General features: G+C 54.9%; 23 protein-coding genes and 7 tRNA genes. 13 read left to right on the top strand and 17 right to left on the bottom strand.

The genetic code is table 11. The features are described 5' to 3' along the window. Nucleotides 1-77: 77 nt before the first annotated feature. Nucleotides 78-1,250, top strand: a complete 1,173-nt coding sequence (ubiF, locus tag ACR8BN_RS13725; RefSeq protein WP_115758733.1) for a 3-demethoxyubiquinol 3-hydroxylase — start codon at nt 78-80, stop codon at nt 1,248-1,250. Nucleotides 1,251-1,349: 99 nt separating this feature from the next. Here ubiF and ACR8BN_RS13720 read toward each other — a convergent pair. The 12 genes from ACR8BN_RS13720 to nagB form a co-directional block, all read right to left on the bottom strand. Beyond that, a tRNA-Gln gene (locus ACR8BN_RS13720) sits at nt 1,350-1,424 on the bottom strand. Nucleotides 1,425-1,454: 30 nt separating this feature from the next. Then, nucleotides 1,455-1,529, bottom strand: a tRNA-Gln gene (locus ACR8BN_RS13715). Between the two features lie 6 nt (nt 1,530-1,535). Continuing rightward, a tRNA-Met gene (locus ACR8BN_RS13710) sits at nt 1,536-1,612 on the bottom strand. A 22-nt stretch (nt 1,613-1,634) separates the two neighbouring features. After that, nucleotides 1,635-1,709, bottom strand: a tRNA-Gln gene (locus ACR8BN_RS13705). Between the two features lie 34 nt (nt 1,710-1,743). Then, nucleotides 1,744-1,818, bottom strand: a tRNA-Gln gene (locus ACR8BN_RS13700). A 22-nt stretch (nt 1,819-1,840) separates the two neighbouring features. Further along, a tRNA-Leu gene (locus ACR8BN_RS13695) sits at nt 1,841-1,925 on the bottom strand. Between the two features lie 9 nt (nt 1,926-1,934). Next, a tRNA-Met gene (locus ACR8BN_RS13690) sits at nt 1,935-2,011 on the bottom strand. 218 nt (nt 2,012-2,229) lie between these two features. Further along, on the bottom strand, nt 2,230-3,897 hold the full coding sequence (asnB, locus tag ACR8BN_RS13685) for an asparagine synthase B (protein WP_031592223.1): 1,668 nt from the start codon (nt 3,895-3,897) through the stop codon (nt 2,230-2,232). 307 nt (nt 3,898-4,204) lie between these two features. Further along, nucleotides 4,205-4,957, bottom strand: a complete 753-nt coding sequence (locus tag ACR8BN_RS13680) for an HAD-IIA family hydrolase (RefSeq protein WP_010260664.1) — start codon at nt 4,955-4,957, stop codon at nt 4,205-4,207. 248 nt (nt 4,958-5,205) lie between these two features. After that, a complete protein-coding gene (gene nagC / locus ACR8BN_RS13675) occupies nt 5,206-6,426 on the bottom strand; it encodes a DNA-binding transcriptional regulator NagC (RefSeq protein ID WP_010260667.1) in 1,221 nt (406 codons plus the stop codon). A 7-nt stretch (nt 6,427-6,433) separates the two neighbouring features. Then, entirely contained in the window at nt 6,434-7,582 is a 1,149-nt protein-coding gene (gene nagA / locus ACR8BN_RS13670; RefSeq protein ID WP_010671285.1) for an N-acetylglucosamine-6-phosphate deacetylase, read from the bottom strand. Nucleotides 7,583-7,644: 62 nt separating this feature from the next. Further along, nucleotides 7,645-8,445, bottom strand: a complete 801-nt coding sequence (gene nagB / locus ACR8BN_RS13665; protein ID WP_010260676.1) for a glucosamine-6-phosphate deaminase — start codon at nt 8,443-8,445, stop codon at nt 7,645-7,647. 328 nt (nt 8,446-8,773) lie between these two features. On the opposite strand from nagB, the gene nagE reads away from it, so the two are divergent. The 3 genes from nagE (at nt 8,774) to ACR8BN_RS13650 (ending at nt 13,252) form a co-directional block, all read left to right on the top strand. Then, a complete protein-coding gene (gene nagE / locus ACR8BN_RS13660) occupies nt 8,774-10,801 on the top strand; it encodes an N-acetylglucosamine-specific PTS transporter subunit IIBC (protein ID WP_083068710.1) in 2,028 nt (675 codons plus the stop codon). Nucleotides 10,802-10,953: 152 nt separating this feature from the next. Then, nucleotides 10,954-12,621, top strand: coding sequence for a glutamine--tRNA ligase (glnS, locus tag ACR8BN_RS13655; RefSeq protein ID WP_010260682.1), 1,668 nt, complete (start codon nt 10,954-10,956; stop codon nt 12,619-12,621). Nucleotides 12,622-12,856: 235 nt separating this feature from the next. Continuing rightward, entirely contained in the window at nt 12,857-13,252 is a 396-nt protein-coding gene (locus ACR8BN_RS13650) for a hypothetical protein (protein ID WP_010260686.1), read from the top strand. A 71-nt stretch (nt 13,253-13,323) separates the two neighbouring features. Here the strand turns inward: ACR8BN_RS13650 and fur are convergent, their stop codons facing one another. The 4 genes from fur to ybfF form a co-directional block, all read right to left on the bottom strand. Next, nucleotides 13,324-13,767, bottom strand: a complete 444-nt coding sequence (gene fur / locus ACR8BN_RS13645) for a ferric iron uptake transcriptional regulator (RefSeq protein WP_009091454.1) — start codon at nt 13,765-13,767, stop codon at nt 13,324-13,326. 348 nt (nt 13,768-14,115) lie between these two features. After that, a complete protein-coding gene (fldA, locus tag ACR8BN_RS13640) occupies nt 14,116-14,646 on the bottom strand; it encodes a flavodoxin FldA (protein ID WP_010671288.1) in 531 nt (176 codons plus the stop codon). A gap of 132 nt (nt 14,647-14,778) precedes the next feature. After that, complete coding sequence (ybfE, locus tag ACR8BN_RS13635; RefSeq protein WP_010260688.1) at nt 14,779-15,054, bottom strand: LexA regulated protein; 276 nt, start codon at nt 15,052-15,054, stop codon at nt 14,779-14,781. A 168-nt stretch (nt 15,055-15,222) separates the two neighbouring features. Further along, nucleotides 15,223-15,987, bottom strand: a complete 765-nt coding sequence (ybfF, locus tag ACR8BN_RS13630; protein ID WP_010260689.1) for an esterase — start codon at nt 15,985-15,987, stop codon at nt 15,223-15,225. Between the two features lie 250 nt (nt 15,988-16,237). On the opposite strand from ybfF, the gene seqA reads away from it, so the two are divergent. Both seqA and pgm read left to right on the top strand, forming a co-directional pair. Next, on the top strand, nt 16,238-16,786 hold the full coding sequence (seqA, locus tag ACR8BN_RS13625) for a replication initiation negative regulator SeqA (protein ID WP_010260690.1): 549 nt from the start codon (nt 16,238-16,240) through the stop codon (nt 16,784-16,786). A gap of 26 nt (nt 16,787-16,812) precedes the next feature. After that, nucleotides 16,813-18,453 (top strand): phosphoglucomutase (alpha-D-glucose-1,6-bisphosphate-dependent), encoded by a 1,641-nt coding sequence (pgm, locus tag ACR8BN_RS13620; RefSeq protein ID WP_010260692.1) that lies wholly within the window; start codon nt 16,813-16,815, stop codon nt 18,451-18,453. A 273-nt stretch (nt 18,454-18,726) separates the two neighbouring features. On the opposite strand, the gene kdpE is transcribed toward pgm, so the two are convergent. Continuing rightward, entirely contained in the window at nt 18,727-19,401 is a 675-nt protein-coding gene (gene kdpE, locus ACR8BN_RS13615) for a two-component system response regulator KdpE (protein ID WP_010260694.1), read from the bottom strand. 257 nt (nt 19,402-19,658) lie between these two features. Between kdpE and ACR8BN_RS13610 the strand changes: the two genes are divergently transcribed. From ACR8BN_RS13610 to pxpA, 7 genes are all read left to right on the top strand, one after another. After that, nucleotides 19,659-19,859: a DUF2517 family protein gene (locus tag ACR8BN_RS13610; protein ID WP_031592216.1), complete on the top strand. Its 201-nt coding sequence runs from the start codon at nt 19,659-19,661 to the stop codon at nt 19,857-19,859. A 154-nt stretch (nt 19,860-20,013) separates the two neighbouring features. Continuing rightward, nucleotides 20,014-20,970: a YbgA family protein gene (locus tag ACR8BN_RS13605; RefSeq protein ID WP_022626045.1), complete on the top strand. Its 957-nt coding sequence runs from the start codon at nt 20,014-20,016 to the stop codon at nt 20,968-20,970. Between the two features lie 12 nt (nt 20,971-20,982). Continuing rightward, on the top strand, nt 20,983-22,407 hold the full coding sequence (gene phrB / locus ACR8BN_RS13600; protein ID WP_434747025.1) for a deoxyribodipyrimidine photo-lyase: 1,425 nt from the start codon (nt 20,983-20,985) through the stop codon (nt 22,405-22,407). An 18-nt stretch (nt 22,408-22,425) separates the two neighbouring features. Further along, complete coding sequence (locus ACR8BN_RS13595) at nt 22,426-23,175, top strand: type 2 GTP cyclohydrolase I (RefSeq protein WP_434747024.1); 750 nt, start codon at nt 22,426-22,428, stop codon at nt 23,173-23,175. Nucleotides 23,176-23,334: 159 nt separating this feature from the next. After that, nucleotides 23,335-23,991, top strand: a complete 657-nt coding sequence (gene pxpB / locus ACR8BN_RS13590; protein WP_191938322.1) for a 5-oxoprolinase subunit PxpB — start codon at nt 23,335-23,337, stop codon at nt 23,989-23,991. Continuing rightward, nucleotides 23,985-24,914 (top strand): 5-oxoprolinase subunit PxpC, encoded by a 930-nt coding sequence (pxpC, locus tag ACR8BN_RS13585; RefSeq protein ID WP_069025946.1) that lies wholly within the window; start codon nt 23,985-23,987, stop codon nt 24,912-24,914. Before pxpB ends, pxpC begins: the two co-directional genes overlap by 7 nt. Beyond that, nucleotides 24,904-25,641 (top strand): 5-oxoprolinase subunit PxpA, encoded by a 738-nt coding sequence (gene pxpA / locus ACR8BN_RS13580; RefSeq protein ID WP_010260713.1) that lies wholly within the window; start codon nt 24,904-24,906, stop codon nt 25,639-25,641. The genes pxpC and pxpA overlap by 11 nt, the downstream gene beginning before the upstream one ends. Nucleotides 25,642-25,688 lie beyond the last annotated feature (47 nt).

Here is a 25,688-nt window from a genome sequence, read left to right as displayed (position 1 = left end):
TCCGGTTTTCCGGTACACTTTGCTTTATTCAGACCCGTATTGCGCAGGCTGGCGGGAATAAGAGAGGGACATAAGCAATGCAGGATAATCAGTTTGATGTAGTGATTGTTGGCGGTGGCATGGTCGGTGCGGCGCTGGCATGTGGACTGACGCAGCAACATTTTCGCGTTGCGGTGATTGAGCGTGCCGAACCCGCTCCTTTTGATGCCGACAGCGATCCCGATCTGCGAATTTCGGCGATTGGCTCATCCTCGGTGGGACTGCTGAAGCAGCTCAACGTCTGGCCTCGGGTAGAGGCGATGCGCAGCGCGCCCTATCGCAGGCTGGAAACCTGGGAGTGGCAGACGGCGCAGGTGAGTTTTGATGCGGCCTCGCTGGGGCTGCCCGAGCTGGGCTTTATGGTCGAGAACAGCGTGCTTCAGCGGGCGTTATGGGAGGAGATGCAGTCGCTGGGCGTGACCTGCTATTGCCCGGCCACCCTGGAGAACCTGCAGCCAGAAAATGGCGGCTGGCGCATCGACCTTAACGACGGCGTTGCCTTACACGCCCGCCTGGTGGTTGGGGCTGATGGCGCGAACTCTCAGGTGCGACAGATGGCCGGGATCGGTATTCATGGCTGGAGCTATGCGCAATCCTGTTTACTGATCAGCGTGACCTGCGAACATCCGGCAGGCGATGCGACCTGGCAGCACTTTACGCCTCAGGGACCGCGCGCCTTTTTGCCGCTGTATGACAACCGGGCCTCGCTGGTCTGGTATGACGCGCCTGCAAGAGTCCGCCAGCTACAGGCGATGCCGATGGCCCAGCTGGAAAAAGAGATAGCCAGCCACTTCCCGGCGCGGCTGGGACGTTTTAAAGCCCACGCAGCGGGCGGTTTCCCGCTGGTGCGGCGTCACGCTTCACGGTATGTCCTGCCTGGACTGGCGCTGGTCGGTGATGCCGCGCATACCATTAATCCGCTGGCCGGGCAGGGCGTGAATCTGGGCTATCGTGATATTGATGCGTTGATTAATGTGCTGGTCAGCGCGCGCGGTGCGGCGGAGGATTGGGCATCCGAGCGCGTATTGCAGCGCTATCACCGGCAACGTCGTAAAGACAATATGCTGATGCAGGGCGGCATGGATTTGTTCTATTTTGCCTTCAGCAATCAGCTGGCACCGCTGCGGTTTGCACGTAATCTCGGTCTGATTGCCGCCGAACATTCCGGGGTACTGAAGCGGCAGGTTTTGCGTTACGCGCTGGGGTTATAGCAGATTGCGCATGTCGGCTCGCCATACGGCGGGCCTGCAATCAGGAAGGGGAACGACAAAAACAACAAAGCCCGCAAAAGCGGGCCAGGTTGTGCAATTTGGCTGGGGTGCAGGGATTCGAACCCCGGAATGCTGGTATCAGAAACCAGTGCCTTACCGCTTGGCGACACCCCAATAATGGTGTTTTTCAAATTGTCTTTTGTATGGCTGGGGTGCAGGGATTCGAACCCCGGAATGCTGGTATCAGAAACCAGTGCCTTACCGCTTGGCGACACCCCAATTATATGGTGGCTACGACGGGAATCGAACCTGTGACCCCAGCATTATGAGTGCTGTGCTCTAACCAGCTGAGCTACGTAGCCAAATTGTACTGCATTTCAATGATGGCTGGGATACCTGGATTCGAACCAGGGAATGCCGGTATCAAAAACCGGTGCCTTACCGCTTGGCGATATCCCATTCGTCCGTTCTCAGCCTCGAGAATCATCGAAATTGGCTGGGATACCTGGATTCGAACCAGGGAATGCCGGTATCAAAAACCGGTGCCTTACCGCTTGGCGATATCCCATCCACGCTGCCGAATAATGAAATGGTGCGGGAGGCGAGACTTGAACTCGCACACCTTGCGGCGCCAGAACCTAAATCTGGTGCGTCTACCAATTTCGCCACTCCCGCAAAAAAAGATGGTGGCTACGACGGGAATCGAACCTGTGACCCCAGCATTATGAGTGCTGTGCTCTAACCAGCTGAGCTACGTAGCCATCTTTTTTTCGCGTTACCTTCATCGGCGTTGCGGGGCGCATTATGCGGAGTTGACCAGACAGCGTCAACAATTTTTTTACCGTTTTTTGCCAGATAACCGCTGTTTGACTGGCTTATAACCAGCCTGAGTGTTTATTCGGCAATTTTTCAGTGAATACAACGCTAATCGTAAAAAAAATGGGCCGCAGCGGGCCCATTCTGGCTGCTCTCTGCCAGCTTATTTATAGGCTGACTGATGCACACCCACGGCACGACCAGAGGGATCGTCCATGTTTTTAAACGCTTCATCCCATTCAATCGCTTTGGCAGAAGAACAGGCGACCGATGGACCGCCAGGCACACACTCTGCCGCGCTCGCCAACGGGAACAGCTCTTCAAAGATCTCACGATAGAGATAGGCTTCTTTCGAACCCGGCGTGTTGAACGGGAAGCGGAAGTGAGCGGTAGCCAGCTGCTGATCGCTGATTTGCTTCGCAGCCACTTCTTTCAGTGAGTCGATCCAGCTGTAACCCACGCCATCCGAGAACTGCTCTTTCTGACGCCACGCCACGCTCTCCGGCAGGTAAGAGGAGAAACATTCACGCAGAATGTGCTTCTCCATTTTACCGTTGCTGCCACACATTTTATCGGCCGGGTTAATACGCATCGCCACATCCAGGAATTTTTTATCCAGGAACGGTACGCGGGCTTCAACGCCCCAGGCGGACATCGCTTTGTTGGCACGGGCGCAGTCGAACATATGCAGCGCCTGAAGTTTACGTACGTTTTCTTCGTGGAACTCTTTGGCGTCTGGCGCTTTATGGAAATAGAGATAGCCGCCGAAGACTTCATCTGCGCCTTCGCCCGACAGCACCATCTTAATGCCCATCGCTTTAATTTTACGCGACATTAAGTACATTGGCGTAGAGGCACGAATGGTGGTGACGTCATAGGTTTCAATGTGATAAATCACATCGCGAATGGCATCCAGACCTTCCTGCACGGTGAAATGAATTTCATGGTGTACGGTGCCCAGATGCTCCGCCACAGATTTCGCCGCTTTTAAGTCGGGTGACCCTTCCAGCCCTACCGCGAAGGAGTGCAGCTGTGGCCACCACGCATCACTTTTATCCTGATCTTCAACCCGCTTCGCCGCGTAACGCTTGGTCACGGCTGAAATGATGGAAGAGTCCAGACCGCCTGACAGCAGCACGCCGTAAGGCACATCTGACATCAGGTGGCTTTTCACGGACTCCTCCAGCGCATGTTTCAGGCCAGCGGCGTCGGTGGTGTTGTGCTCAACGTTTTTATATTCCATCCAGTCGCGCTGCCAGTAACGGCGGATCTCGCCATCGGTGCTGGAGAGGTAGCTTCCCGGCGGGAACTCTTTGATTGAACGGCAGGCAGGCACCAGCGCTTTCATTTCTGAAGCAACAAACAGGTTGCCATGCTCATCGTTACCCATATAGAGCGGGATGATGCCGATGTGGTCGCGACCAATCAGGTAGGTTTTTTTAACGGTGTCATAGAGGATAAAGGCGAACATGCCTTCCAGCTCATCGAGGAAATCGACACCTTTCTCCTGATAGAGCGCCAGAATCACTTCACAGTCAGAACCGGTCTGAAACGCGTAGCGATCGCTGAGTTCAGCGCGCAGTGCCTGATGGTTATAAATTTCGCCGTTAACTGCCAGTACGTGGGTGTGATCGGCGTTGTACAGCGGCTGTGCGCCATTGTTAACGTCAACAATTGAGAGACGTTCATGCGCCAGAATAGCATGGTCATCGGCGTAGACGCCTGACCAGTCCGGGCCGCGATGACGCATTAAGCGTGAACATTCCAGCGCTTTTTTGCGCAGCTCAACAGGATCGGTTTTCAGATCCAGCACACCAAAAATTGAACACATAACTGACTCCTGAGCTCGCCTTACGGCGATGTTATCTTTTGCGTTTGTCCGGCAGCCTGATGCTGCGTGATACATAAGAAAATGCGCTATTTGGTGCATTCAATGCAAGAGGAATCGTGATTTACTGATAAAAAGATTGCTTGCATGGCAATAAAATTGAATAAACGATAATTTTAAAGCCATTTTGTTGATGGATCAGCAATGAAATAGCTTTTGTGAGCAGAAATCAGGCAGTAAAAGTGAGAGATATAGCGCAAAAAGGGGTGACGCATCACAGATTAACCGGATGCGTCATAAGAGAAATGAATCAGAACAGGTCGATATCGGCCACAGAAGGGTAGATCCAGTCCGGACGGAACGGCATGGCATCAATATCACTCAGCGTCGAGACGCCGGAGAGCACCAGCACCGTCTCCAGACCCGCCTGAAAACCGGCCAGAATATCGGTTCGCAGATTGTCACCGACAATCACGGTCTCTTCCGAGTGGGCCTGCATTTTGTTCAGTGCGGCACGCATGATGTAGGGACTGGGTTTGCCGACAACAAACGGGCGACGGCCTGATATCTTCTCAATACCCGCACAGAGCGCGCCACAGGCAGGAATAAAACCGCGCGCATGGGTATCGGGGTTGGTGGCAATAAAGCGAGCGCCATTAGCCACGAAGAAAGCCGCTTTATGCATCATGTCCCAGTTAAACGAGCGCGTCTCTCCGACAATGACAAAATCGGGATTCACATCGGTAATGGTAAAGCCCGCTTTGTAGAGTTCATGAATCAGTGCGCCTTCACCAATTACATACGCCTTTTTGCCCTCCTGACGGCGCAGAAAGTCGGCGGTTGCCATTGCGGAGGTATAGAAAACGGAATCGGGAACCTCGACACCGGCCGAGGCAAAACGGTTAGCCAGATCCTGCTCGGTTTGCGAGGGATAGTTCGTCAGCACCACCAGCGGCATCTCTTTGGCCAGAATGCGCTGTAAAAACTCCTGTGCGCCGGGAACGGCCGTGTTGTCGTGCATCAGCACGCCATCGATATCACAAATTACGCTTTTAATGGTCATAGTCAGATCCGATGTGGCCCGCCACAGCAGCGGGTTAGCTTAGAGCCTATCTCATTAGGCTATTTTATTTGTCATTCTGAACCTGGGCAGTGCTCACACAGGCTGCTTTAGCAACCTGAACGCCCGTCAGGGCGGCCCTGAAGGGGCGAGCACAGCGAGTCATCCTCACGTACTACGTGTACTACGGATTGTTCCGCGCTGTCCGTGTCCAGACTGCCTGCACCAATTACGCCTACTGGGATAGGCTCTTAGTCTTCCAGAAGATGTTGCAGCAGAATGCCGTTAAGCATGGCACGTTTAGCGAGCGCAAAGGCACCGATAGCAGAACGATGATCCAGGGTGGAACGCACGACCGGCAGATTTTTACGGAAGGCCTCTAATGCCTGAGTATTAATGCAGCCCTCAATCGCGGGCAGCAGCACTTTTTCTGCTTCAGTGATCTCACCCGCCAGCACCACTTTTTGCGGATTAAACAGGTTGATCGCGATGGCGATAGCTTTGCCAAGATAACGGCCAACGTGCTCAACCACTTCACAGGCCAGTGCATCACCCTGATTGGCTGCTTTACAGATGTGGGATATCTGGCACGCCTCCAGCGTCAGTACGCTGGGATAGCCCTGATTCAGCAGATGCCGAACCCGATTTTCAATGGCGCCGTTGGCGGCAATGGTTTCAAGGCAGCCAAAGTTGCCGCAGTGACAGCGCTCGCCAAGCGGGTCGACCTGAATATGGCCGATCTCGCCAACGTTGCCGTTGCTGCCGAGAAAAATATGGCCGTTGGCAATAATGCCGGCCCCCGTGCCACGGTGTAAACGCACCAGAATCGAGTCAGCACAGTCGCGGCTTGCACCGAAATAGTGCTCGGCCAGCGCCAGGCTGCGAATATCATGACCCACAAAACTGGTAACGTTAAAACGTTTTTTCAGGCTGGCGACCAGCGGCCAGCGGCTGACAGAGATGTGTGGCATATAGCGGATCACGCCGTTAATCGGATCGACCAGCCCAGGCAGGATCACTGAAATCGCGATCAGCTCGCGAATTTTACGCTGGTGCTGCTCAATGAAGCTGCTGATGGCGTTAAACAGCGCATGTTCCAGCGTCTCCTGAGTGCGTTCCGGCAGCGCATAATCTTCCTGCGCCAGCGATTTACCGCTGAGGTCAAACAGAGTCAGGGTGGCGTCGTTGCGTCCTAGGCGGACGCCGATGGTATGGAAATGGCGGGTTTCAGTGATAATGGAGATGGCGCGGCGACCACCGGTAGACGCCTGCTGGTCTACCTCTTTGATCAGGCCGCGCTCAATCAACTGACGGGTAATTTTGGTGACGCTGGCGGGAGCGAGCTGGCTAAGTTCGGCAATCTGAATGCGCGATATCGGCCCCTGTTGATCAATCAGCCGGTAAACCGCTGCGCTATTGAGTTGCTTAACAAGATCGACATTTCCTATTTGTGACTGGCCGCCAGTGGTCATTCAGTGCTTACTCGCTCAGGACGTCGTCTCCGTTGACAAACGTCTTTATGATTTTAAAGTCGCGCGTAAACACAGTCAGGTTCGCGATTTTTCCTGCTTCGATCGAGCCTGACTGCCTTTCCACGCCCATCGCCCGTGCCGGGTAGAGTGTTGCCATGCGCAACGCTTCGTCCAGTGCGATCCCTGCATGTTCAACGCTGTTTTGTACCGCTTCAATCATCGTCAGGGCAGAACCACTTAATGTACCGTTTTCGTCGACACAGAGCCCATCGCGATAATAGATTGTTTTGCCTGCAAAAATAAACTCGCTTATGTCTGCGCCAGCCGGTGCAGTGGCATCCGTGACCAGCACCAGTTTGTCGCCTTTAATGCGTTTTGCATTGCGCACGTTAGCGTAATGTACATGTAAACCGTCCGCAATAATGCCGCAGTATACATCAGGAGAATCAAACAGCGCACCGATAAGCCCGGGTTCACGTCCGGCAAAGGTGGGCATGGCGTTGTAGAGGTGCGTCGCGAAACTCACACCAGCAGAAAAGCCCGCTTTAGCCTCTTCATAGGTCGCATTCGAGTGACCGGCTGAGACAATAATCCCGGCATCAGTCAATTGACGAATCACATCGCTACCCGCATTTTCAGGGGCAAGCGTGACTTTGGTGATGACGTCCGCGTTGTCGCACAGGTACTGCACCATTGCCGCATCCGGCAGGCGAATCAGCGCCGGATCGTGGGTGCCTTTTTTCGCTTTGCTCAGCCAGGGCCCTTCCAGATGCAGACCCAGCGCCTGATTCTGGTGTTTCTGCAGGTAAGCGCGCATGGTTTCAATCGCCCGTTTCATCAGGGCGTCGCTGCTGGTGATAAGCGTCGGTAAAAAGCTGGTGCAGCCAGACTTTTCATTGGCGCGCTGCATCGTTTCCAGCGTTTCAATGCTGAGCGCCTCAAGGCTGTCGTTGAACTGCACGCCACCGCAGCCATTGAGCTGGAGATCGATAAAGCCTGGCGCAATATTCGCCCCTGCCATATCCCGCTGCTCAATATCCGCCGGGAGCGCTTCACGCGGACAGACGCGCGCAATACGCCCATCGGCAACCACCACCGCGTGATTATCCAGAACCTCATGGCCACTGTAGATTCGACCGTTAACTAATGCGTACATCTCTCTTCTCCCGTCCTGGCCTGCTGCCACTCAGCGTAACAGCAGGGCATGACAATGTTCTGTTACACGCCTTTCATATTTTCCGCTTCCATTTCGCGGAAATATTTCACGGTTTTCACTTTCAGTTCCATGGTGGCCGGCTCATCACACACTACCACCGATTTCGCGTGCAGCTGCAGGCAGCTGATGGTCCACATATGATTAACGTTGCCTTCAACCGCCGCCTGTAATGCCTGCGCTTTAACATGGCCGGTAACCAGAATCATCACTTCCTCTGCATCCAGCAGCGTACCGACGCCGACCGTCAGCGCATATTTAGGCACCTGATCAACATCACCGTTAAAGAAGCGGGAGTTCGCCACGCGGGTGTCATGGGTCAGGGTTTTAATGCGGGTACGGGAAGCGAGAGAGGAAGCCGGTTCGTTAAAGGCGATATGACCGTCGTTGCCGACGCCGCCCATGAACAGGTGAATTTTACCCAGCGCGCGAATTTTCTCTTCGTACTGACGACATTCTGCGTCAATATCGGGGGCATTACCATTCAGCAGGTTGATATTTTCCGGTTGAATATCAACGTGATCGAAGAAATTTCGATACATGAAGCTGTGATAGCTCTCAGGATGCTCCTTTGGCAGGCCAACATATTCATCCATATTGAACGTCACGACGTTTTTAAAACTGACCTGGCCCGCTTTGTGCATATCAATCAGGTGTTTGTACGCTTCCAGTGGCGTACCGCCGGTTGGCAGACCCAGGACAAAAGGTTTATCCGCCGTCGGGTTAAACGCATTGATACGATTAACAATATGTCGGGCGGCCCATTTTCCCACCTGGGTTGGTGTCGCTAAAGGAATCAGTCTCATGTTTCACCTCAATTGAAAATAGAAAGGGGATGGCTAAGCCGTTGCGTGAGTCACCAATCTGAACAGATGATTCATTGTCGCCACGGGCGGCGCATAATTCAATATTTCGGATCATAAAATAAGTTTACGGTCATAGCCAGATGTTGCCGTATGAAACGATGTTTTTTAGTGATAAAAATCACATTTACCAGGCTTTTAATTTGCGAGGCGAATTAATTTATCATTACACTTCGCTGCGTGATATGAAGTGTATTAACGATCTTTGCAGCTGACATAACAACATTAAGCGGCGCAAAGGGATAAGTCAGGCTCATAGGGGGAAGGGGATATGTTAGGTTACTTACAAAAGGTGGGGCGCGCACTGATGGTGCCGGTAGCAACCCTGCCAGCAGCAGCGATATTAATGGGCGTGGGCTACTGGATCGATCCAGACAGCTGGGGCGCAGGTAATGCGCTGGCGGCGCTACTGATCAAATCTGGTGCTGCCATCATCGAAAACATGTCAGTACTGTTTGCGATTGGTGTCGCGTATGGCATGTCGAAAGATAAAGATGGTGCGGCAGCCCTGACCGGTTTTGTCGGATTCCTGGTGGTCACCACGCTCTGCTCACCGGCCGCGGTGGCGATGATACAGAAGATGCCGGTTGACCAGGTGCCTGTGGCGTTTGGCAAAATTAATAACCAGTTTGTCGGTATTCTGGTCGGTATCCTGTCGGCGGAGGTCTATAACCGCTTCAGCCACGTCGAGCTGCCGAAAGCACTCTCCTTCTTCAGCGGACGGCGACTGGTGCCGATTCTGGTCTCGTTCCTGATGATCCTGGTCGCCTTTATCCTGATGTATATCTGGCCGGTTATCTTTAACGGTCTGGTGGGCTTTGGTGAACATATCCAGAAGCTCGGCTCTGCCGGTGCCGGTATCTACGCCTTCTTTAACCGCCTGCTGATTCCGGTCGGTCTGCATCACGCTCTGAACTCGGTGTTCTGGTTCGATGTTGCGGGCATTAATGACATTCCTAAATTCCTTGGCGGTGCACAGTCACTGGCTGACGGATCGGCAACTGTCGGCATCACCGGTCGTTATCAGGCGGGCTTCTTCCCGATCATGATGTTTGGTCTGCCGGGTGCTGCGCTGGCTATCTACCACTGTGCGCGTCCTGAGAACCGCGTCAAAGTCGGTAGTATCATGCTGGCCGCAGCGTTTGCTGCCTTCTTTACGGGTATTACCGAACCGCTGGAGTTCTCCTTCATGTTCGTGGCACCCGTGCTTTATCTGATCCACGCCGTCCTGACCGGTATTTCTGTCTTCATCGCTGCCAGCATGCACTGGATTGCCGGATTTGGTTTCAGCGCCGGGCTGGTGGATATGGTGCTGTCGACCCGTAATCCGCTGGCGACACACTGGTACATGCTTATCCCGCAGGGTCTGGTCTTCTTCGTTATCTATTATGTGGTGTTCCGCTTTACCATCAAAAAATTCAACCTGATGACGCCGGGCCGCGAGCTGGCGGTTGATGGTGATGAAACTGATGGTTATGACGTTAACGTTGATAAAACGGATAGCGGTGAAAGTGCCACAGAGTCACTGGCGCGCCGCTACATTGGGGCGATTGGTGGTTCAGCTAACTTAACCAGCATCGATGCCTGTATCACCCGTCTGCGTCTTAACGTGAATGACTCGGCGCAGGTGAATGAGGCGGTTGCTAAGCGTCTTGGCGCGTCCGGCGTGATCCGTCTTAACAAACAGAGCGTGCAGATCATCGTAGGTACCCAGGCAGAAAGCATCGCCTCGGCCATGAAAAAAGTGCTGACCAAAGGTCCGGTTGCTGCAGCGGCTACCAGCAGTGCGCCGGCCGAGCCGGATGTTAAACCGCAGGCGGTGCTGAACAGTGAGAAGCAGGTCATCGCCACGCTGCTGGCGCCGGTCAGCGGTGAAGTCGTGGCACTGGATGATGTGCCGGATGAAGCCTTTGCCAGCAAAGCGGTGGGCGATGGTCTGGCGATCAAACCCAGCGACAAATGGGTAGTGGCACCGATTGCCGGTACGCTGGTGAAAATCTTTAACACCAATCACGCCTTCTGTCTGGAAACCGAAAATGGCGTGGAGATCGTGGTGCACATGGGGCTGGATACCGTGGCGCTGGAAGGTAAAGGCTTTACCCGTCTGGTTGAAGAGGGGGCCAGCGTGGTCGCCGGTCAGCGAGTACTGGAGATGGACCTTGAATTCCTTAACGCCAATGCCCGCTCAATGGTGAGTCCGGTCGTGGTCAGCAACAGCGACGATTTCGCCGGTCTGACTTTACTGGCACAGGGTCAGGTAATAGCAGGGGAAACCCCGCTGTATGAAGTGAAAGGCTAATCCCCGCAACAGAACCCCACAGGCAGGAAGCGATTCCTGCCTTTTTTGTTTTAAAGGCTTAACAAACGGTTGTTTCCCTCAGACGCTTTGTGGATCATACTCCGTTACTTCGTGGTACAAATCACCCGTTATTCGTATTGAGGATTTTTGAGATGAGTGAGGCTGAAGCCCGCCCAACTAACTTTATTCGTCAGATCATTGACGAAGATTTGGCGAGCGGTAAGCACAGCAGCGTGCATACCCGTTTTCCGCCGGAGCCCAATGGCTATCTGCATATTGGTCATGCGAAATCGATCTGTCTGAATTTTGGCATCGCCCAGGATTATCAGGGGCAATGCAACCTGCGTTTCGACGATACCAATCCGGTTAAAGAGGATATGGAATTCGTTGAATCCATCAAGCGTGACGTTCAGTGGCTGGGTTTTGAGTGGAGCGGTGAGGTCTGTTACTCATCAAACTATTTCGATCAGCTCTACAACTATGCCATCGAGCTGATTTCCAAAGGGCTGGCCTACGTTGATGAACTGAGTCCGGATGCGATTCGTGAATATCGCGGCACCCTGAAAGAGCCGGGTAAAAACAGCCCTTATCGCGATCGCAGCGTGGAAGAGAATCTGGCGCTGTTTGAGAAGATGCGAAACGGTGAGTTTGCCGAAGGCACCGCCTGTCTGCGCGCCAAAATCGACATGGCCTCTAATTTCATCGTGATGCGCGATCCGGTGCTTTACCGCATCAAGTTCGCGGAACACCACCAGACCGGCAATAAGTGGTGCATCTACCCGATGTATGACTTTACCCACTGCATCTCCGATGCGCTGGAAGGCATTACGCACTCGCTCTGTACGCTGGAGTTCCAGGACAACCGCCGTCTCTATGACTGGGTGCTGGACAACATCACTATTCCGGTTCATCCGCGTCAGTATGAATTCTCGCGCCTGAATCTGGAGTATGCGGTGATGTCGAAGCGTAAACTCACTCAGCTGGTGACCGAGAAGCACGTAGAAGGGTGGGACGATCCGCGCATGCTGACCGTTTCAGGTCTGCGTCGTCGTGGTTACACCGCAGCTTCTATCCGTGAGTTCTGCCGTCGTATTGGCGTGACTAAGCAGGATAACATCGTGGAGATGGCTTCGCTGGAGTCCTGTATCCGTGATGATCTTAACGAGAATGCGCCCCGCGCCATGGCGGTTTTAGATCCGCTTAAAGTGGTGATCGAAAACCTGCCAGCAGGCCATAGCGAAATCGTCACCATGCCAAATCATCCGGGTAAACCGGAGATGGGCACGCGTGAAGTGCCGTTCAGCCGCGAGATCTGGATCGATCGCGCGGATTTCCGTGAAGAGGCGAACAAACAATATAAGCGTCTGGTGCTGGGCAAAGAAGTCCGCCTGCGTAACGCCTATGTGATTCGTGCTGAGCGGGTCGCCAAAGATGAAGCGGGCAACATTACCTGCATCTACTGCACCAGCGATGTTGATACGCTGAGCAAAGATCCAGCCGATGGCCGCAAAGTTAAAGGCGTAATTCACTGGGTTTCTGCGGATCACGCGCAGCCAGCTGAGTTCCGCCTGTATGACCGTCTGTTCAGTGTGCCAAACCCGGCTGCTGCAGAGGATTTCCTGGCGGTCATTAATCCTGAGTCACTGACCATCAAAAACGGCTTTGTTGAACCCAGCCTGCGCGATGTGGAACCGACAACACCGTTTCAGTTTGAACGTGAAGGTTATTTCTGCGCCGACAGCGTTTACTCGAAACCGACGCAACTGGTGTTTAACCGCACCGTCGGTCTTCGTGATACCTGGACCAAAACGGGCGAATAAATTTTTTGAGGCCGACCTCATAAAATGACAAAAGGGCGATTTATCGCCCTTTTTTATTGCCCCGATTTTTACCATCGCCGACGTTTATTCTGCACTAACCACAACCGGTTCAGTACCGCTTTGTGGGAGTAATCTGAGTTTAAAAAAATTAATCAATTTCAGGATGTGAATTGTCAGCTTTCAGGTAGGCTATCCGCTCTCAGAGGTTGCAAAGCGGGTTACAGAAGGAAAAAAAATGACAGTTCTCGCCCAGGAAGCCAAACACAGTGTCGTCGTTTTACATCAGCTCATTGAACGTATTTTTAATCAGCCAGCCGGATCTGACGACAGTTTCCAGCTGCTGATGTCCTATTTTCATCCTGAATTTCGCATGGTGACCCCAAAGGGCAAAGAGTACAATCTGAACGAGGTCGAGGATCTTTTCCAGCAGTTGCAAGGGCAGCGGGAAGGGATGCGCATTGCCACCTGTGAACATGTCATTCTCTCTCATCATGAAAAAGAGATCGTCGTACAGTATCGTGAAATGCAGATGATGAACGGCAATAACCAGAGCCGCATTTCGCTGGCCATTCTGGATTGCAGCAGCTCCATTCCACGCTGGCGCTATCTGCAGGAGACGCTGGTCGCCTGAGTTGAGGGCAGAAAACAGACGAAAAAAAACCGGTGAATTCACCGGTTTTTTTATTTCAGGCCGCGCCAGCGTTACTGGTCGTGCAGCGTTTCGTCTTCACGGCAGTCGCCCAGCGTACAGTGTCCATAGAGATAGAGGCTGTGGTTGGTCAGCTTGATGCCATGACGAGTCGCGATTTCACGCTGACGCGTTTCAATCGATTCGTCGCTGAACTCGATAACCTTGCCGCAATCCAGGCAGATCAGGTGATCGTGGTGATGCTGCTGCGTCAGTTCGAAGACAGACTTGCCGCCTTCAAAGTTGTGACGAGTCACAATACCGGCATCATCAAACTGGTTCAGAACACGGTAAACGGTCGCCAGGCCAATCTCTTCGCCAATGTCGATCAGGCGTTTATACAAATCTTCCGCACTGACGTGATGGCACTCAGGTTCCTGAAGCACTTCCAGAATTTTCAGTCTGGGCAGCGTTACTTTCAGGCCAGCCTTCTTTAATGCGGTGTTGTTGTCAGTCATGCGGATTTTGTCCTGTTACTAATATTCACTTTTGTGGCTTATCGCCTTGAATGTCGATCTGTGCTCATTCTCATTTGCGTCTCATTATAGAACTGAAGCGATGAAATGAAAACCAGAGGGCGTGTCTGAATCATCATGGGCTATTGGGGATTCGTCACCGGGCCGGGGAAGATTCTGACAGAGGTCTGTTAGCACATCACTTAGTCTTGCCGCCTGAGAAAATAAGCGGAAGATCGATGCGGGTATTCTACAGATTAAACGGAGAAAGTTAAAAAAATGTGGCTATTATTTCTATAGGCATTTTCATTGCCTCAATGTGAGCTGGCGCTCACATTGAGTCGGGCAGGATCAGGCTTCGATGATCTCTTTCAGCTGCAGTTCATCAAAAATCTGCTTAACCCACTGCTCCACACGCTGGCTGGTCAGCTCAGGCTGGCGATCTTCGTCAATGGCCAGGCCCAGGAAGTGGGTGTCATCGGCCAGGCCTTTCGAGGCTTCGAAGTGATAACCTTCAGTTGGCCAGTGTCCGACAATCACGGCACCGTGCGGTTCGATAATGTCGCGAATCGTGCCCATGGCATCACAGAAATACTCTGCGTAATCTTCCTGGTCGCCACAGCCAAACAGCGCAACCAGCTTGCCGTTAAAATCGATCTCTTCCAGCGTCGGGAAAAAGTCATCCCAGTCGCACTGCGCTTCACCGTAGTACCAGGTCGGAATGCCCAGCAGCAGGATATCGAACGCTTCCAGATCTTCTTTTGTGCTTTTTGCGATGTCATGGACTTCTGCAACATCTGTACCCAGCTGTTTCTGGATCATTTTTGCAATGTTTTCGGTATTGCCGGTATCGCTGCCGAAGAAGATGCCTACGAGTGCCATGAGTAAAATAACCTCTTAAATCCTGATGATGAGATGTGTGCCGCAGCACATTTCAGCGAATAATAGCAGACGAGAGAAAACCGGTGAACGGTTAAAGCCCCGACATTTGCCTCTGCGTGCGATTTGCCCGCATTAATCCAGTTTGAGCTGTGCCAGTAGCATCTGTTCAATCAGTTCGCTACGGCTGAGATTGCGCTGTTCTGCCAGCGTATTGAGTGCATCGACGGCGTCACTGTTCATTTTCAGTTCGACACGACGAAGTCCGCGTCCTTTGTCACGTTTCAGTTGATTGCGCTTGTTAATGCGCAGCTGTTCATCACGCGAAAGCGGACTGGTTTTGGGTCGACCTGGGCGGCGCTCATCAGCAAAGAGATCGAGCGTCGTGCGGTCAGTCTGTTCTTTTGCCATGGCTTAGTAAAACTGAATGGGGGCGGGCGCCAGACACTCACCGCGCAGATTATAAATTATTGGCCATTGCCGCAGCAAAACTGACCCGCGGCAAAATTTTAGCGCGCCATCATACTTCACGCTTACGCCGGACGCCAATCCTAAACCTTTACCGCCATCTATTTGCTTTTAAAGCGCAAAAAAGCGACGGACACTGCGCAAAACGGCATCGGGTTTCTCTGCATGAACCCAGTGTCCTGCGCCACCGATCACATGCGCCTGAGCGGCCGGGAACTGCTGCAGCAACGCATCGCGATAGCTGTTATCCAGGTAGCTGGAGTCGCCGCCGCGAATAAACAGCGCCGGGTGATTCCAGGCGGGAACCGGCTGCCAGCCAGAGATCGTGGTGTAGTTATCCCATAGCACCGGGACGTTGAAGCGCCACTCCCCCTCCTGGAATGATTTCAGCAGGAACTGGATCACCCCTTCTTCCTCGATCAGCGTTCGCATGACCTTCGCCGCCTCGCTGCGGGATGAGACGCCCGCATCGGTGACGGCACGAATGCCGGCAAATATCTGGTCATGGCGGCGCGTCTGGTAATCCACCGGGGCGATATCGATCATCACCAAGCGCTCAATGCGTTCCGGCACCAGCGCGCTCATGGTCATGGCGATTTTACCGCCCATCGAGTGTCCGATCACCGCGACGCGATCAATGCCATGTGCATCCAGCGTATCGACCATATCCTGCGCCATTACAGCGTAGTTCATCTCGTCAGAACGTGGTGAAAGTCCGTGGTTGCGGACATCCACCTGCAGCAACGGACCGGCATCTTTCAGCCCGCGCGCCAGCACGCCAAGGTTATCGAGACTGCCAAACAGACCGTGAATAAGCAGGATGGGCAGAGAATCAGCAGGGGATTGTTCAGTTTGCAGACGGGCGTTCAAAATCATAGCAAAGTTCTTAAGTTTGAGACCTGAGCTTAGGTTATCATGGTTTCACCTTTTCAGGCGCGCCGGTTCCGGCGGCATTAGGACATATTCTGACTTTTGCCCGTAAACCGTTTGATTGCTAACAACCCGCCTGACTTTAACTTTATAATCCTGATGTTAGAACCCACACACCCTTTGAATTGCCTGACTATACTCAGAGCTTTTCAGGAAACAGGTGGTTCTGTCATGAGAAAGAACCGTACGGAATAAGATGAAAACGATCGAAGTTGACGAAGAGCTCTACCGTTATATTGCCAGCCACACGCAACACATTGGTGAAAGCGCATCCGACATTCTGCGTCGTATGCTGAAGTTCACGGCCGGTCAGACTGCACCCGCTTCGCCTGCACAGCCAGCCTCAAAAGATGCAGCGAAAGAGTCCCAGCCTGCGTCTGTGGGTTCGCGCCCGCAGGATCGTGTCCGCGCGGTGCGCGAGCTGCTGCTTTCCGATGAATATGCGGAGCAGAAGCGGGCGGTGAATCGCTTTATGCTTATCTTGTCAACGCTCTATCGTCTTGATACCGCAGCCTTTGCTGAAGCTACTGCATCTCTGCAGGGCCGCACCCGCGTCTATTTTGCAGGTGATGAGCATACGCTGTTGCAGAATGGCACCCATACTAAGCCGAAGCATGTGCCCGGCACGCCGTACTGGGTGATCACCAACACCAATACTGGTCGTAAATGCAGCATGATCGAACACATCATGCTCTCGATGCAGTTCCCTGCGGAACTGACCGAGAAAGTTTGCGGCACCATTTAAAACTTAAGCGTCAGGGAGCAGCGCCAATGGCCAATCACCCACGTGCCGGGCAACCCGCCCAGCAGAGCGATTTGATTAACGTTGCACAATTAACGTCACAATATTATGTCCTGCAGCCCGATGTGGCGAACCCGGAACATGCGGTGAAATTTGGCACTTCCGGCCATCGCGGCAGTGCAGGGCGTCAAAGCTTCAACGAGATGCACATTCTGGCGATCGCTCAGGCGATTGCCGAAGAGCGTAAAAAGAATGGTATCACCGGGCCTTGCTACGTCGGTAAAGACACCCATGCGCTGTCAGAACCCGCCATCCTGTCTGTTCTGGAAGTGCTGGCGGCGAACGGCGTGGATGTGATTGTGCAGCAGGATAATGGCTATACGCCGACCCCTGCGATCTCGAATGCGATTCTTGAGCACAACAAAGCGGGTGGCGCGCTGGCTGACGGCATCGTGATTACGCCGTCGCATAACCCACCGGAAGATGGCGGCATCAAGTACAACCCACCTAACGGCGGACCTGCTGATACCAACGTCACCAAAGTGGTTGAAGATCGTGCCAATCAGCTGATCAAAGATGGCCTGAAAGAGGTGAAACGTCTGCCGCTGGAGCAGGCGATGGCCAGCGGTCATGTGGTCGAAAAAGATCTGATCCAGCCTTATGTTGAAGGTCTGGCAGAGATTATCGACTTCCCGGCGATTCAGAAAGCGGGCCTGAAGCTGGGTGTGGATCCACTGGGTGGTTCCGGTATTGCTTACTGGCAGCGTATTGCTGAGCACTACAAGCTGGATCTGACGCTGGTGAATGACGCGGTCGATCAGACCTTCCGCTTTATGCATCTGGATAAAGATGGCGTGGTCCGCATGGACTGCTCGTCTGAAAGCGCAATGGCAGGCCTGCTGGCTTACCGTGACAAGTTCGATCTGGCGTTCGGCAACGATCCCGATTATGACCGTCACGGCATTGTGACCCCGGCGGGTCTGATGAATCCAAACCACTATCTGGCGGTGGCGATCAACTATCTGTTCCAGCACCGCCCACAGTGGGGTCAGGATGTGGCCGTGGGTAAAACCCTGGTCTCCAGCGCCATGATTGACCGTGTGGTCAACGACATTGGTCGCAAGCTGGTGGAAGTGCCGGTGGGTTTCAAATGGTTTGTTGATGGTCTGTATGACGGCAGCCTCGGTTTCGGTGGCGAAGAGAGCGCAGGCGCTTCATTCCTGCGTTTCGACGGTACGCCGTGGTCTACGGACAAAGATGGCATCATCATGTGTCTGCTGGCCGCTGAAATTACTGCCGTAACCGGTAAAAATCCGCAGCAGCACTATGACGAACTGGCAGCGCGCTTTGGCGCACCAAGCTACAACCGTCTGCAGGCATCAGCCACCTCAGCGCAGAAAGCCGCGCTGTCGAAGCTGTCACCGGAGATGGTCAGCGCTGATACCCTGGCGGGTGATCCTATCACCGCTCGTCTGACTGCCGCGCCAGGTAATGGTGCATCTATCGGCGGTCTGAAAGTGATGACGGAGAATGGCTGGTTTGCTGCCCGTCCTTCAGGGACCGAAGACGCTTACAAAATCTACTGTGAAAGCTTCCTGGGCGCTGAACACCGCGCGCAGATTGAGAAAGAAGCCGTTGAGATTGTCAGCGAAGTGCTGAAAAACGCCTGATTAGTCGGGCAGATAAAGAGGCGCATCGCGCGCCTCAGACTGCTGGTAAAGCGCGGCCTTCATCGCTGTGAGGCCGTGTAGCTAGCTCAGGAAACGCGGCCAGATCGGAAAGACGCAAAAGCCGTCATCCATGACACGCTCGGCCCACGCCATCCCTGGCGTGGGACGCTTTCCTCTTCTGGCCGTGTTCCCTGCGCTTTGAATTTATTCATTGCGGTGAGATTCACAGGATTTGGCTTTATCAGCACTCTGAAGGCGCCTCTGGCGCCTTTTTTATGGCATAAAGCGATAGCCGATCCCGGTTTCCGTCAGCAGATGAGCCGGTTGTGTCGGATTGGCTTCCAGCTTCTGGCGCAGATGTCCCATATAGATGCGCAGATAGTGGCTGTGCTCCACCGCATTGGGTCCCCAGACCTGGCTCAGCAACTGCCGCTGCGTCAGCACCTTGCCGGCATTGTTAAGCAGAATACTCAACAGACGAAATTCAATCGGGGTAAGGTGAATCTCGCTGCTGCCGCGCTGTACCCGTCGTGCGGCGAAATCGACGCTGACGTCGGCGAACGTCACCCTGGCATCCGGCTGCTGACCACTATGACGACGCAGCGCAACCCGGACGCGCGCCAGCAGTTCGCCAATGCCAAAGGGTTTAGTCAGATAGTCATCTGCACCCGCATCCAGTGCGGCGATCTTATCCTGCTCATCGCTGCGCGCTGACAGCACAATCACCGGTATGGCACTCCACTGGCGCAGGTCACGAATGAAATCGGTGCCATCCCCATCCGGCAAACCCAGATCCAGGATCACTAAGTCCGGCTTGCGGGTCGCCGCTTCAATCAGTCCGCGTTGCAGCGTATCGGCATCAAACACCTTAAGGGCTTCATTTTCCAGCGCCAGCCGGACAAAGCGCCGGATCTCTTTTTCATCTTCAACGATCAAAACCGTGGTCACGCAATACCTGCCTTGAGTGGGGACCGAAGCGCTACTTTATCAACATTTTATGCTGGCGTCCGCGACCATAATCGGCCAGCCCTTTCAACGCTCACGCAACCAGGCGGTAACCTTTTTGTAACTTAATTACAGGTTAATTCTTAAACAGTAAAAATAGCGGTAAATAAGTGGTCAGATGAGTAGTAAAATTACACAACCTGGCGTAAAGTTGAACACAGATCACATTCACACTATTTCACTTACCGGGAGGAGAAACCATGTATCGGGCCTATCCACGTTATAAAATTATTGCGCGACGTACGCTGGTGGTTCTTCTCGGCGTACTGGCACTCCCTGTTATGCTGTTTCGACAGGATCGGGCACGTTTCTACAGCTACCTGCACCGCGTCTGGTGTAAGACCAGCGCCAAGCCAGTCTGGCTGGCGCAGTCTGAAGCGAGTGGTGGCGCGTTCTGGTAATTTGCCCTGCTGCAAAACAGGCCTGGTCAACTGACCAGGCTTTTTTTTGCGTTTTTTCTGAGAATAAGCGATCCGGAATCCCGTTTTACTCCTTTATTCCTGACCATTTTACGCTACACTTAAACCTCTACAAGATTTCGGAGGTTGTACAAGTATGAGCAAAAAAATCCCCGTTGGAATCAGTGCATGCCTGCTCGGCGACCGCGTCAGATTTGATGGTGGGCATAAGCGTCTTACTTTTGCGACCGACGATCTCACCCCATTTGTCCGTTTTGAGCCCATCTGCCCTGAGATGGCGATTGGTCTGCCAACGCCGCGTCCGGCATTGCGTCTGGTGAAGCAGGGCGATGATGAGCTGCATCTCTGCTTCAGCAAAGATGGCGGAGAAGAGGTTACGACGCAGATGCGTGACTGGTCTGCTGAGCGGGTAAAATCGCTGCATCACCTCTGTGGCTATATCCTATGCGCCAAATCACCCAGTTGTGGCATGGAGCGGGTGCGGGTCTATGAGCCAGATAACAACAATAACCGCAAAGCAGGCACCGGTATTTTTACTGAATTCCTGCAGCGCGAGATGCCCTGGCTTCCGCTGGAAGAAGATGGTCGTCTGCACGATCCCGCGCTGCGTGAGAACTTTATCGGTCGTGTCTGCGCGCTGCATGAATTTAATCAGATGTGGGAAAACGGCCTGACCCGGCAGGGGCTGATCGCCTTCCACAGCCGTTACAAACTGATGATGCTGGCGCATTCGCAGGAAAAATACCGCGAGCTGGGCCCCTTTGTCGCCTCCATGAGCCAGTGGGAGTCGCTGGACGCCTTTGCCTTTGAGTACCGCAATCGCATGATGGAACTGATGTCACGTCCCGCCTCACGTCGCAATCACACCAATGTGCTGATGCATGTGCAGGGCTACTTCCGCACGCACCTGAGTTCACCGCAGCGCCAGGAGCTGGCAACGCTGATTGACCGCTATCGTCAGGGCACACAACCGCTGCTGGTGCCGATTACCATTCTCAAGCACTACATGGCGGAGTACCCGCACCCGTGGCTGGCCCAGCAACGCTATTTCGATCCCTATCCCGAAGCCTTGTGCTTACGCTACGGACAGTAATACAGGAGGAGTATGACCACCCATCTGGTCTGGCTGCGTAACGATTTACGCGTCAACGACAATCTGGCGCTGCACGCCGCCTGCCGCGACAGCGATGCAAAAGTGATTGCGCTCTACCTTGCCACGCCAGCACAGTGGCAGCAGCATGACATGTCACCGAAGCAGGCGGCGTTTATCCACGCCAGTCTGTTGCAGGTGCAGCGTGCGCTGGCGGAGCGGGGCATTGAACTGCACTACCAGGCGTGTCAAGCCTTCAGCGACAGTATTGATGCGCTGCTGCAGTTCTGTGCTAAGCAGCAGGTCGATCAGCTCTTCTATAATTACCAGTATGAAGTTAATGAACGCCAGCGCGATGCGGAGGCTGAAAAGCGTCTCGACGACGCGGGCGTGATTTGCCAGGGCTTTGATGACAGCCTGTTGCTGCCGCCCGGCAGTGTGCAGAGCGGCGATCGCTCGATGTATAAGGTGTTTACCCCGTTCAGCAAAGCCTTTGTCCGCCGCTTGCAGCAGGGGCTGCCTGAGTGCGTGCCTGCGCCGAAAGCGCGCGAAGGCGCACCCCTAAAAGCCACCCCGATTCCCGCCTTTGACTATCCAACCGAAGCCTTTGATCAGGATCTGTTTCCGCCAGGCGAAGCGGCGGCGCTGAAGCGGTTGCGCCATTTCGCCACGCAACCGGTTATCGACTATCCCGCTAAGCGCAACCTTCCGGCGCTGGACGCCACCAGCCGTCTGTCGGTTTATCTGGCGACCGGCGTACTGTCGCCACGTCAGTGCCTGCATCGCGTGCTGCATGAACATCCCGATGCGCTGGACAACAGCCGCGCGTTCACCTGGCTGAACGAGCTGATCTGGCGTGAATTCTACCGTCATCTGCTGGTTGCCTGGCCGGCGCTATGCCGACACAAACCGTTTATCGACTGGACGCGAAACGTTGAATGGCAGCGTAACGACGCACATTTCGACGCGTGGAAAGCGGGTAAAACCGGCTATCCGATTGTCGATGCCGCAATGCGTCAGATGAAGGCGCTGGGCTGGATGCACAACCGCTTACGGATGATCACCGCCAGTTTCCTGGTCAAAGATCTGCTGATCGACTGGCGTGAAGGTGAACGCTATTTCATGCAGCAGCTGATTGATGGTGACCTGGCCGCGAACAACGGCGGCTGGCAGTGGGCGGCCTCGACCGGCACGGACGCGGCGCCCTATTTCCGCATCTTTAACCCGACCACGCAGGGCGAGCGCTTCGATGAGAAGGGGGATTTTATCCGTCACTATCTGCCGGAACTGGCCGGGGTGCCTGACAGCGATATTCACCAGCCCCATGTCTGGGCGGAGAAGCATCATAAGAAACTCGATTATCCGGCACCAATCGTGGATCATAAGGCGGCACGTAAAAAGACATTAGACGCCTTTGAGCGCGCCAGGAGCGCAGCCTGAGGCCTCGAAGGAGCCTGAATGAACCATTACGAATTAGAGACGCTGATCAATCAGCAACTCGACAGCCACAGTTTCAGCGATTACGCCCCCAACGGTTTGCAGGTTGAGGGACGCAGCGAGATCAAAACGATTATCACCGGCGTCACTGCCTGTCAGGCGCTGCTGGATGAGGCGGTGGCGCGTCAGGCCGATGCGATTATTGTCCATCATGGCTATTTCTGGAAAAGTGAACCGGCCGCGATTAAAGGCATGAAGCGTCGTCGTCTGCGGACCCTGCTGGCCAACGATATCAATCTCTATGGCTGGCACCTGCCGCTCGACGCGCATCCTGAACTAGGCAACAACGCCCAGCTGGCGAAACTGCTGGATATCGAAGTGCGCGGCGAAGTGATGCCGCTGGTATTCTGGGGTGAGCTGGCTGAGCCCCTGTCCGGCGAACAGCTGGCCCGCCGAATCGGTGAGCGGCTGGGACGTGAACCCCTGCATTGTGGTGACAACGCGCCAGCGCTGATCCGTCGCATTGCCTGGTGCAGCGGGGGCGGGCAGGGCTTTATCGACCAGGCGGCGGCGGCGGCGGCGGGCGTCGATGCCTTTATCACCGGTGAAGTCTCTGAACAGACTATTCATAGCGCGCGTGAGCAGGGGCTGCATTTCTTTGCCGCAGGCCATCACGCCACCGAGCGCGGCGGCGTAAAAGCGCTGGGCGACTGGCTGGCGAAACACCACGATCTTGATGTGACCTTCATCGATATCCCCAATCCTGCCTGACTCTCTCCCTTGTCCTGCGCGCCTGCGCAGGACCTAAATCTGTTGACACATCCCTGTCACTTTCGCATAACTGTTTGCTTTACGTAGATAAGCAATGGGCTGCACCGGGCATCCGGTCAGGTCGGCCAGGCGCGATCTCAACTGAGCGGGAGGTAGCTGTTGCAACGAGCACGGTGTTATTTATTGGGTGAACGCGCTGTCGTGCTGGAGCTGGAACCGCCGGTCTCACTGGAGAGTCAGCAACGAATATGGGGACTTAGTCAGCGCCTGCACGCCTATGCCAGCGTGCTGGAGGTGATCCCTGGCATGAACAACATCACCCTGATCCTGCGTGATCCCCAGCAGAGCGCGCTGGACGCGATAGAGCGGCTTCAGCGCTGGTGGGAAGAGAGTGAAGCGCAGTTACCGGAGTCGCGTCAGGTGGAGATCCCGGTGATCTATGGCGGCGAGTCTGGCCCCGATCTGACGGTCGTGGCGGAACACGCCGCGCTGACGCCCCGTCAGGTGGTTGAGCTGCACAGCAGCAGCGACTATGTGGTGTTTTTTATCGGCTTTCAGCCCGGTTTTCCCTATCTGGGCGGACTGGACCCGCGCCTGCACATCCCGCGGCGTGCTGAGCCCAGGGTTGCAGTGCCCGCCGGCTCGGTGGGCATCGGCGGCAGCCAGACCGGCGTCTATCCGCTGGCTTCGCCCGGCGGCTGGCAGCTGATTGGCCAGACGCGCACTGTGCTGTTTGATCCTCTGCAGCAACCGCCTACGCTGCTCTGTCCCGGTGACAGGGTTCGCTTTGTGCCGCAACAGGAGGGCGTATGTTAAATATTCTGCGAGCCGGCCTGGCCGCCACTATTCAGGATGCGGGCCGTTACGGCTGGCGTCAGTATGGCATCAGCCCTGGCGGCGTGCTGGATCACCCCGCGATGTTCACCGCCAACCTGCTGGTGGGCAATGACCCCGACAGCGCGGTGCTGGAGATGGTGCTCGGCCAGTTCAAAGCGGAGTTTACCCGCGATGGCTGGTTTGCGCTGACCGGCGCAGGCTGCCATGCGGAGCTTGACGGCCAGCCGGTCTGGACGGGCTGGCGCACGCCGGTGAAACGGGGGCAGCTCCTGTCACTGGCGATGCCGCAGCGCGGCATGCGCAGCTATCTGGCAGTGCAGGGCGGTTTTGATATTCCTGCGATGCTCGGCTCTGCCAGCACCGATCTAAAAGCAAAATTTGGCGGCTTTCAGGGGCGAACCTTGCAGGATGGCGATCAGCTCCCGCTGGGCAAACCGACCCGCACGTTTGACCGTAAAGTCGGGGTGCGGCAACTGCTATGGGGCAACCGCATCCGCGCACTACCTGGCCCGGAATATCACGAGTTCAGCCGCGAAGCGCAGCAGGCGTTCTGGCGCACCGCATGGAAACTCAGCCCGCAAAGTAACCGGATGGGATACCGGCTTGAGGGACGCAAGCTTGAGCGCGAGAGCCCGCGCGAGCTGCTGTCACACGGCGTGATGCCGGGTGTGATTCAGGTGCCGCCGAACGGACAGCCTATCGTGCTGATGGCGGATGCCCAGACCACCGGCGGCTATCCGCGCATCGCCTCGGTTATCGAAGCCGATCTCTATCACCTGGCACAAATCCGGCTGGGTGAGCCGATTCACTTTATTCACTGCACCCTGCCGGAAGCGATGCTGGCACGTCAGCATCAGCAACGCGCACTGGACCAGATGAAGTGGGGACTCAATGAAAATTGATTTAAACGCCGACCTGGGCGAGGGCTGCGCCAGCGATCAGGCGCTGCTGCAACTGGTGAGTTCCGCCAACATCGCCTGTGGCTTTCACGCAGGTGATGCGCAGACCATGCTGCAGTCGGTGCGCTGGGCACAGGCATCCGGCGTCGCGATTGGTGCACATCCCGCCTTTCCCGATCGGGAGAACTTTGGCCGCAGCGCCATGCAGCTGCCGCCGGAAACGGTCTACGCCCAGATGATCTACCAGATTGGTGCGCTGAAAAGTCTGGCGGAAAGCGAAGGAGCGCGGCTGCTTCATGTTAAACCGCATGGCATGCTCTACAACCAGGCTGCGGCCGATCCGGTGCTGGCGGATGCCATTGCCCGCGCCATCAGGGCGGTCGACAGCCAGCTGATTGTGGTGGGACTGGCTAACAGCGAATCGATTCGCGCGGCGGCGCATTACGGCCTACGCACGCGGGAAGAGGTGTTCGCCGACCGTGGCTATCTCAGCAGCGGTGCGCTGGTGCCGCGCAGCGAGCCGGGCGCGCTGATTGAAGATGAACAGCAGGCTATCAGTCAGACGCTGACGATGGTGCAGCAGGGCAAAGTCAAAAGTATCACCGGAGAATGGGTAGCGGTGAATGCACAGACTGTCTGCTTACATGGCGACGGCGCGCACGCCCTGCAATTTGCACAGCGGTTGCGTGATGCGTTTGCCGATCAGCAGATTCGTGTCACCAGCAACTGAATAACCACACTTAGCCCGGCGTATGCCGGGTTTTTCAACTCTGAGGG

The organism is Pantoea sp. Lu_F5_004, assembly GCF_051136245.1.
Classification (GTDB): domain Bacteria; phylum Pseudomonadota; class Gammaproteobacteria; order Enterobacterales; family Enterobacteriaceae; genus Pantoea; species Pantoea agglomerans.
Note: the sequence above shows the minus strand (reverse complement) of the source record. Positions and strands in the feature narration are given on the sequence as shown.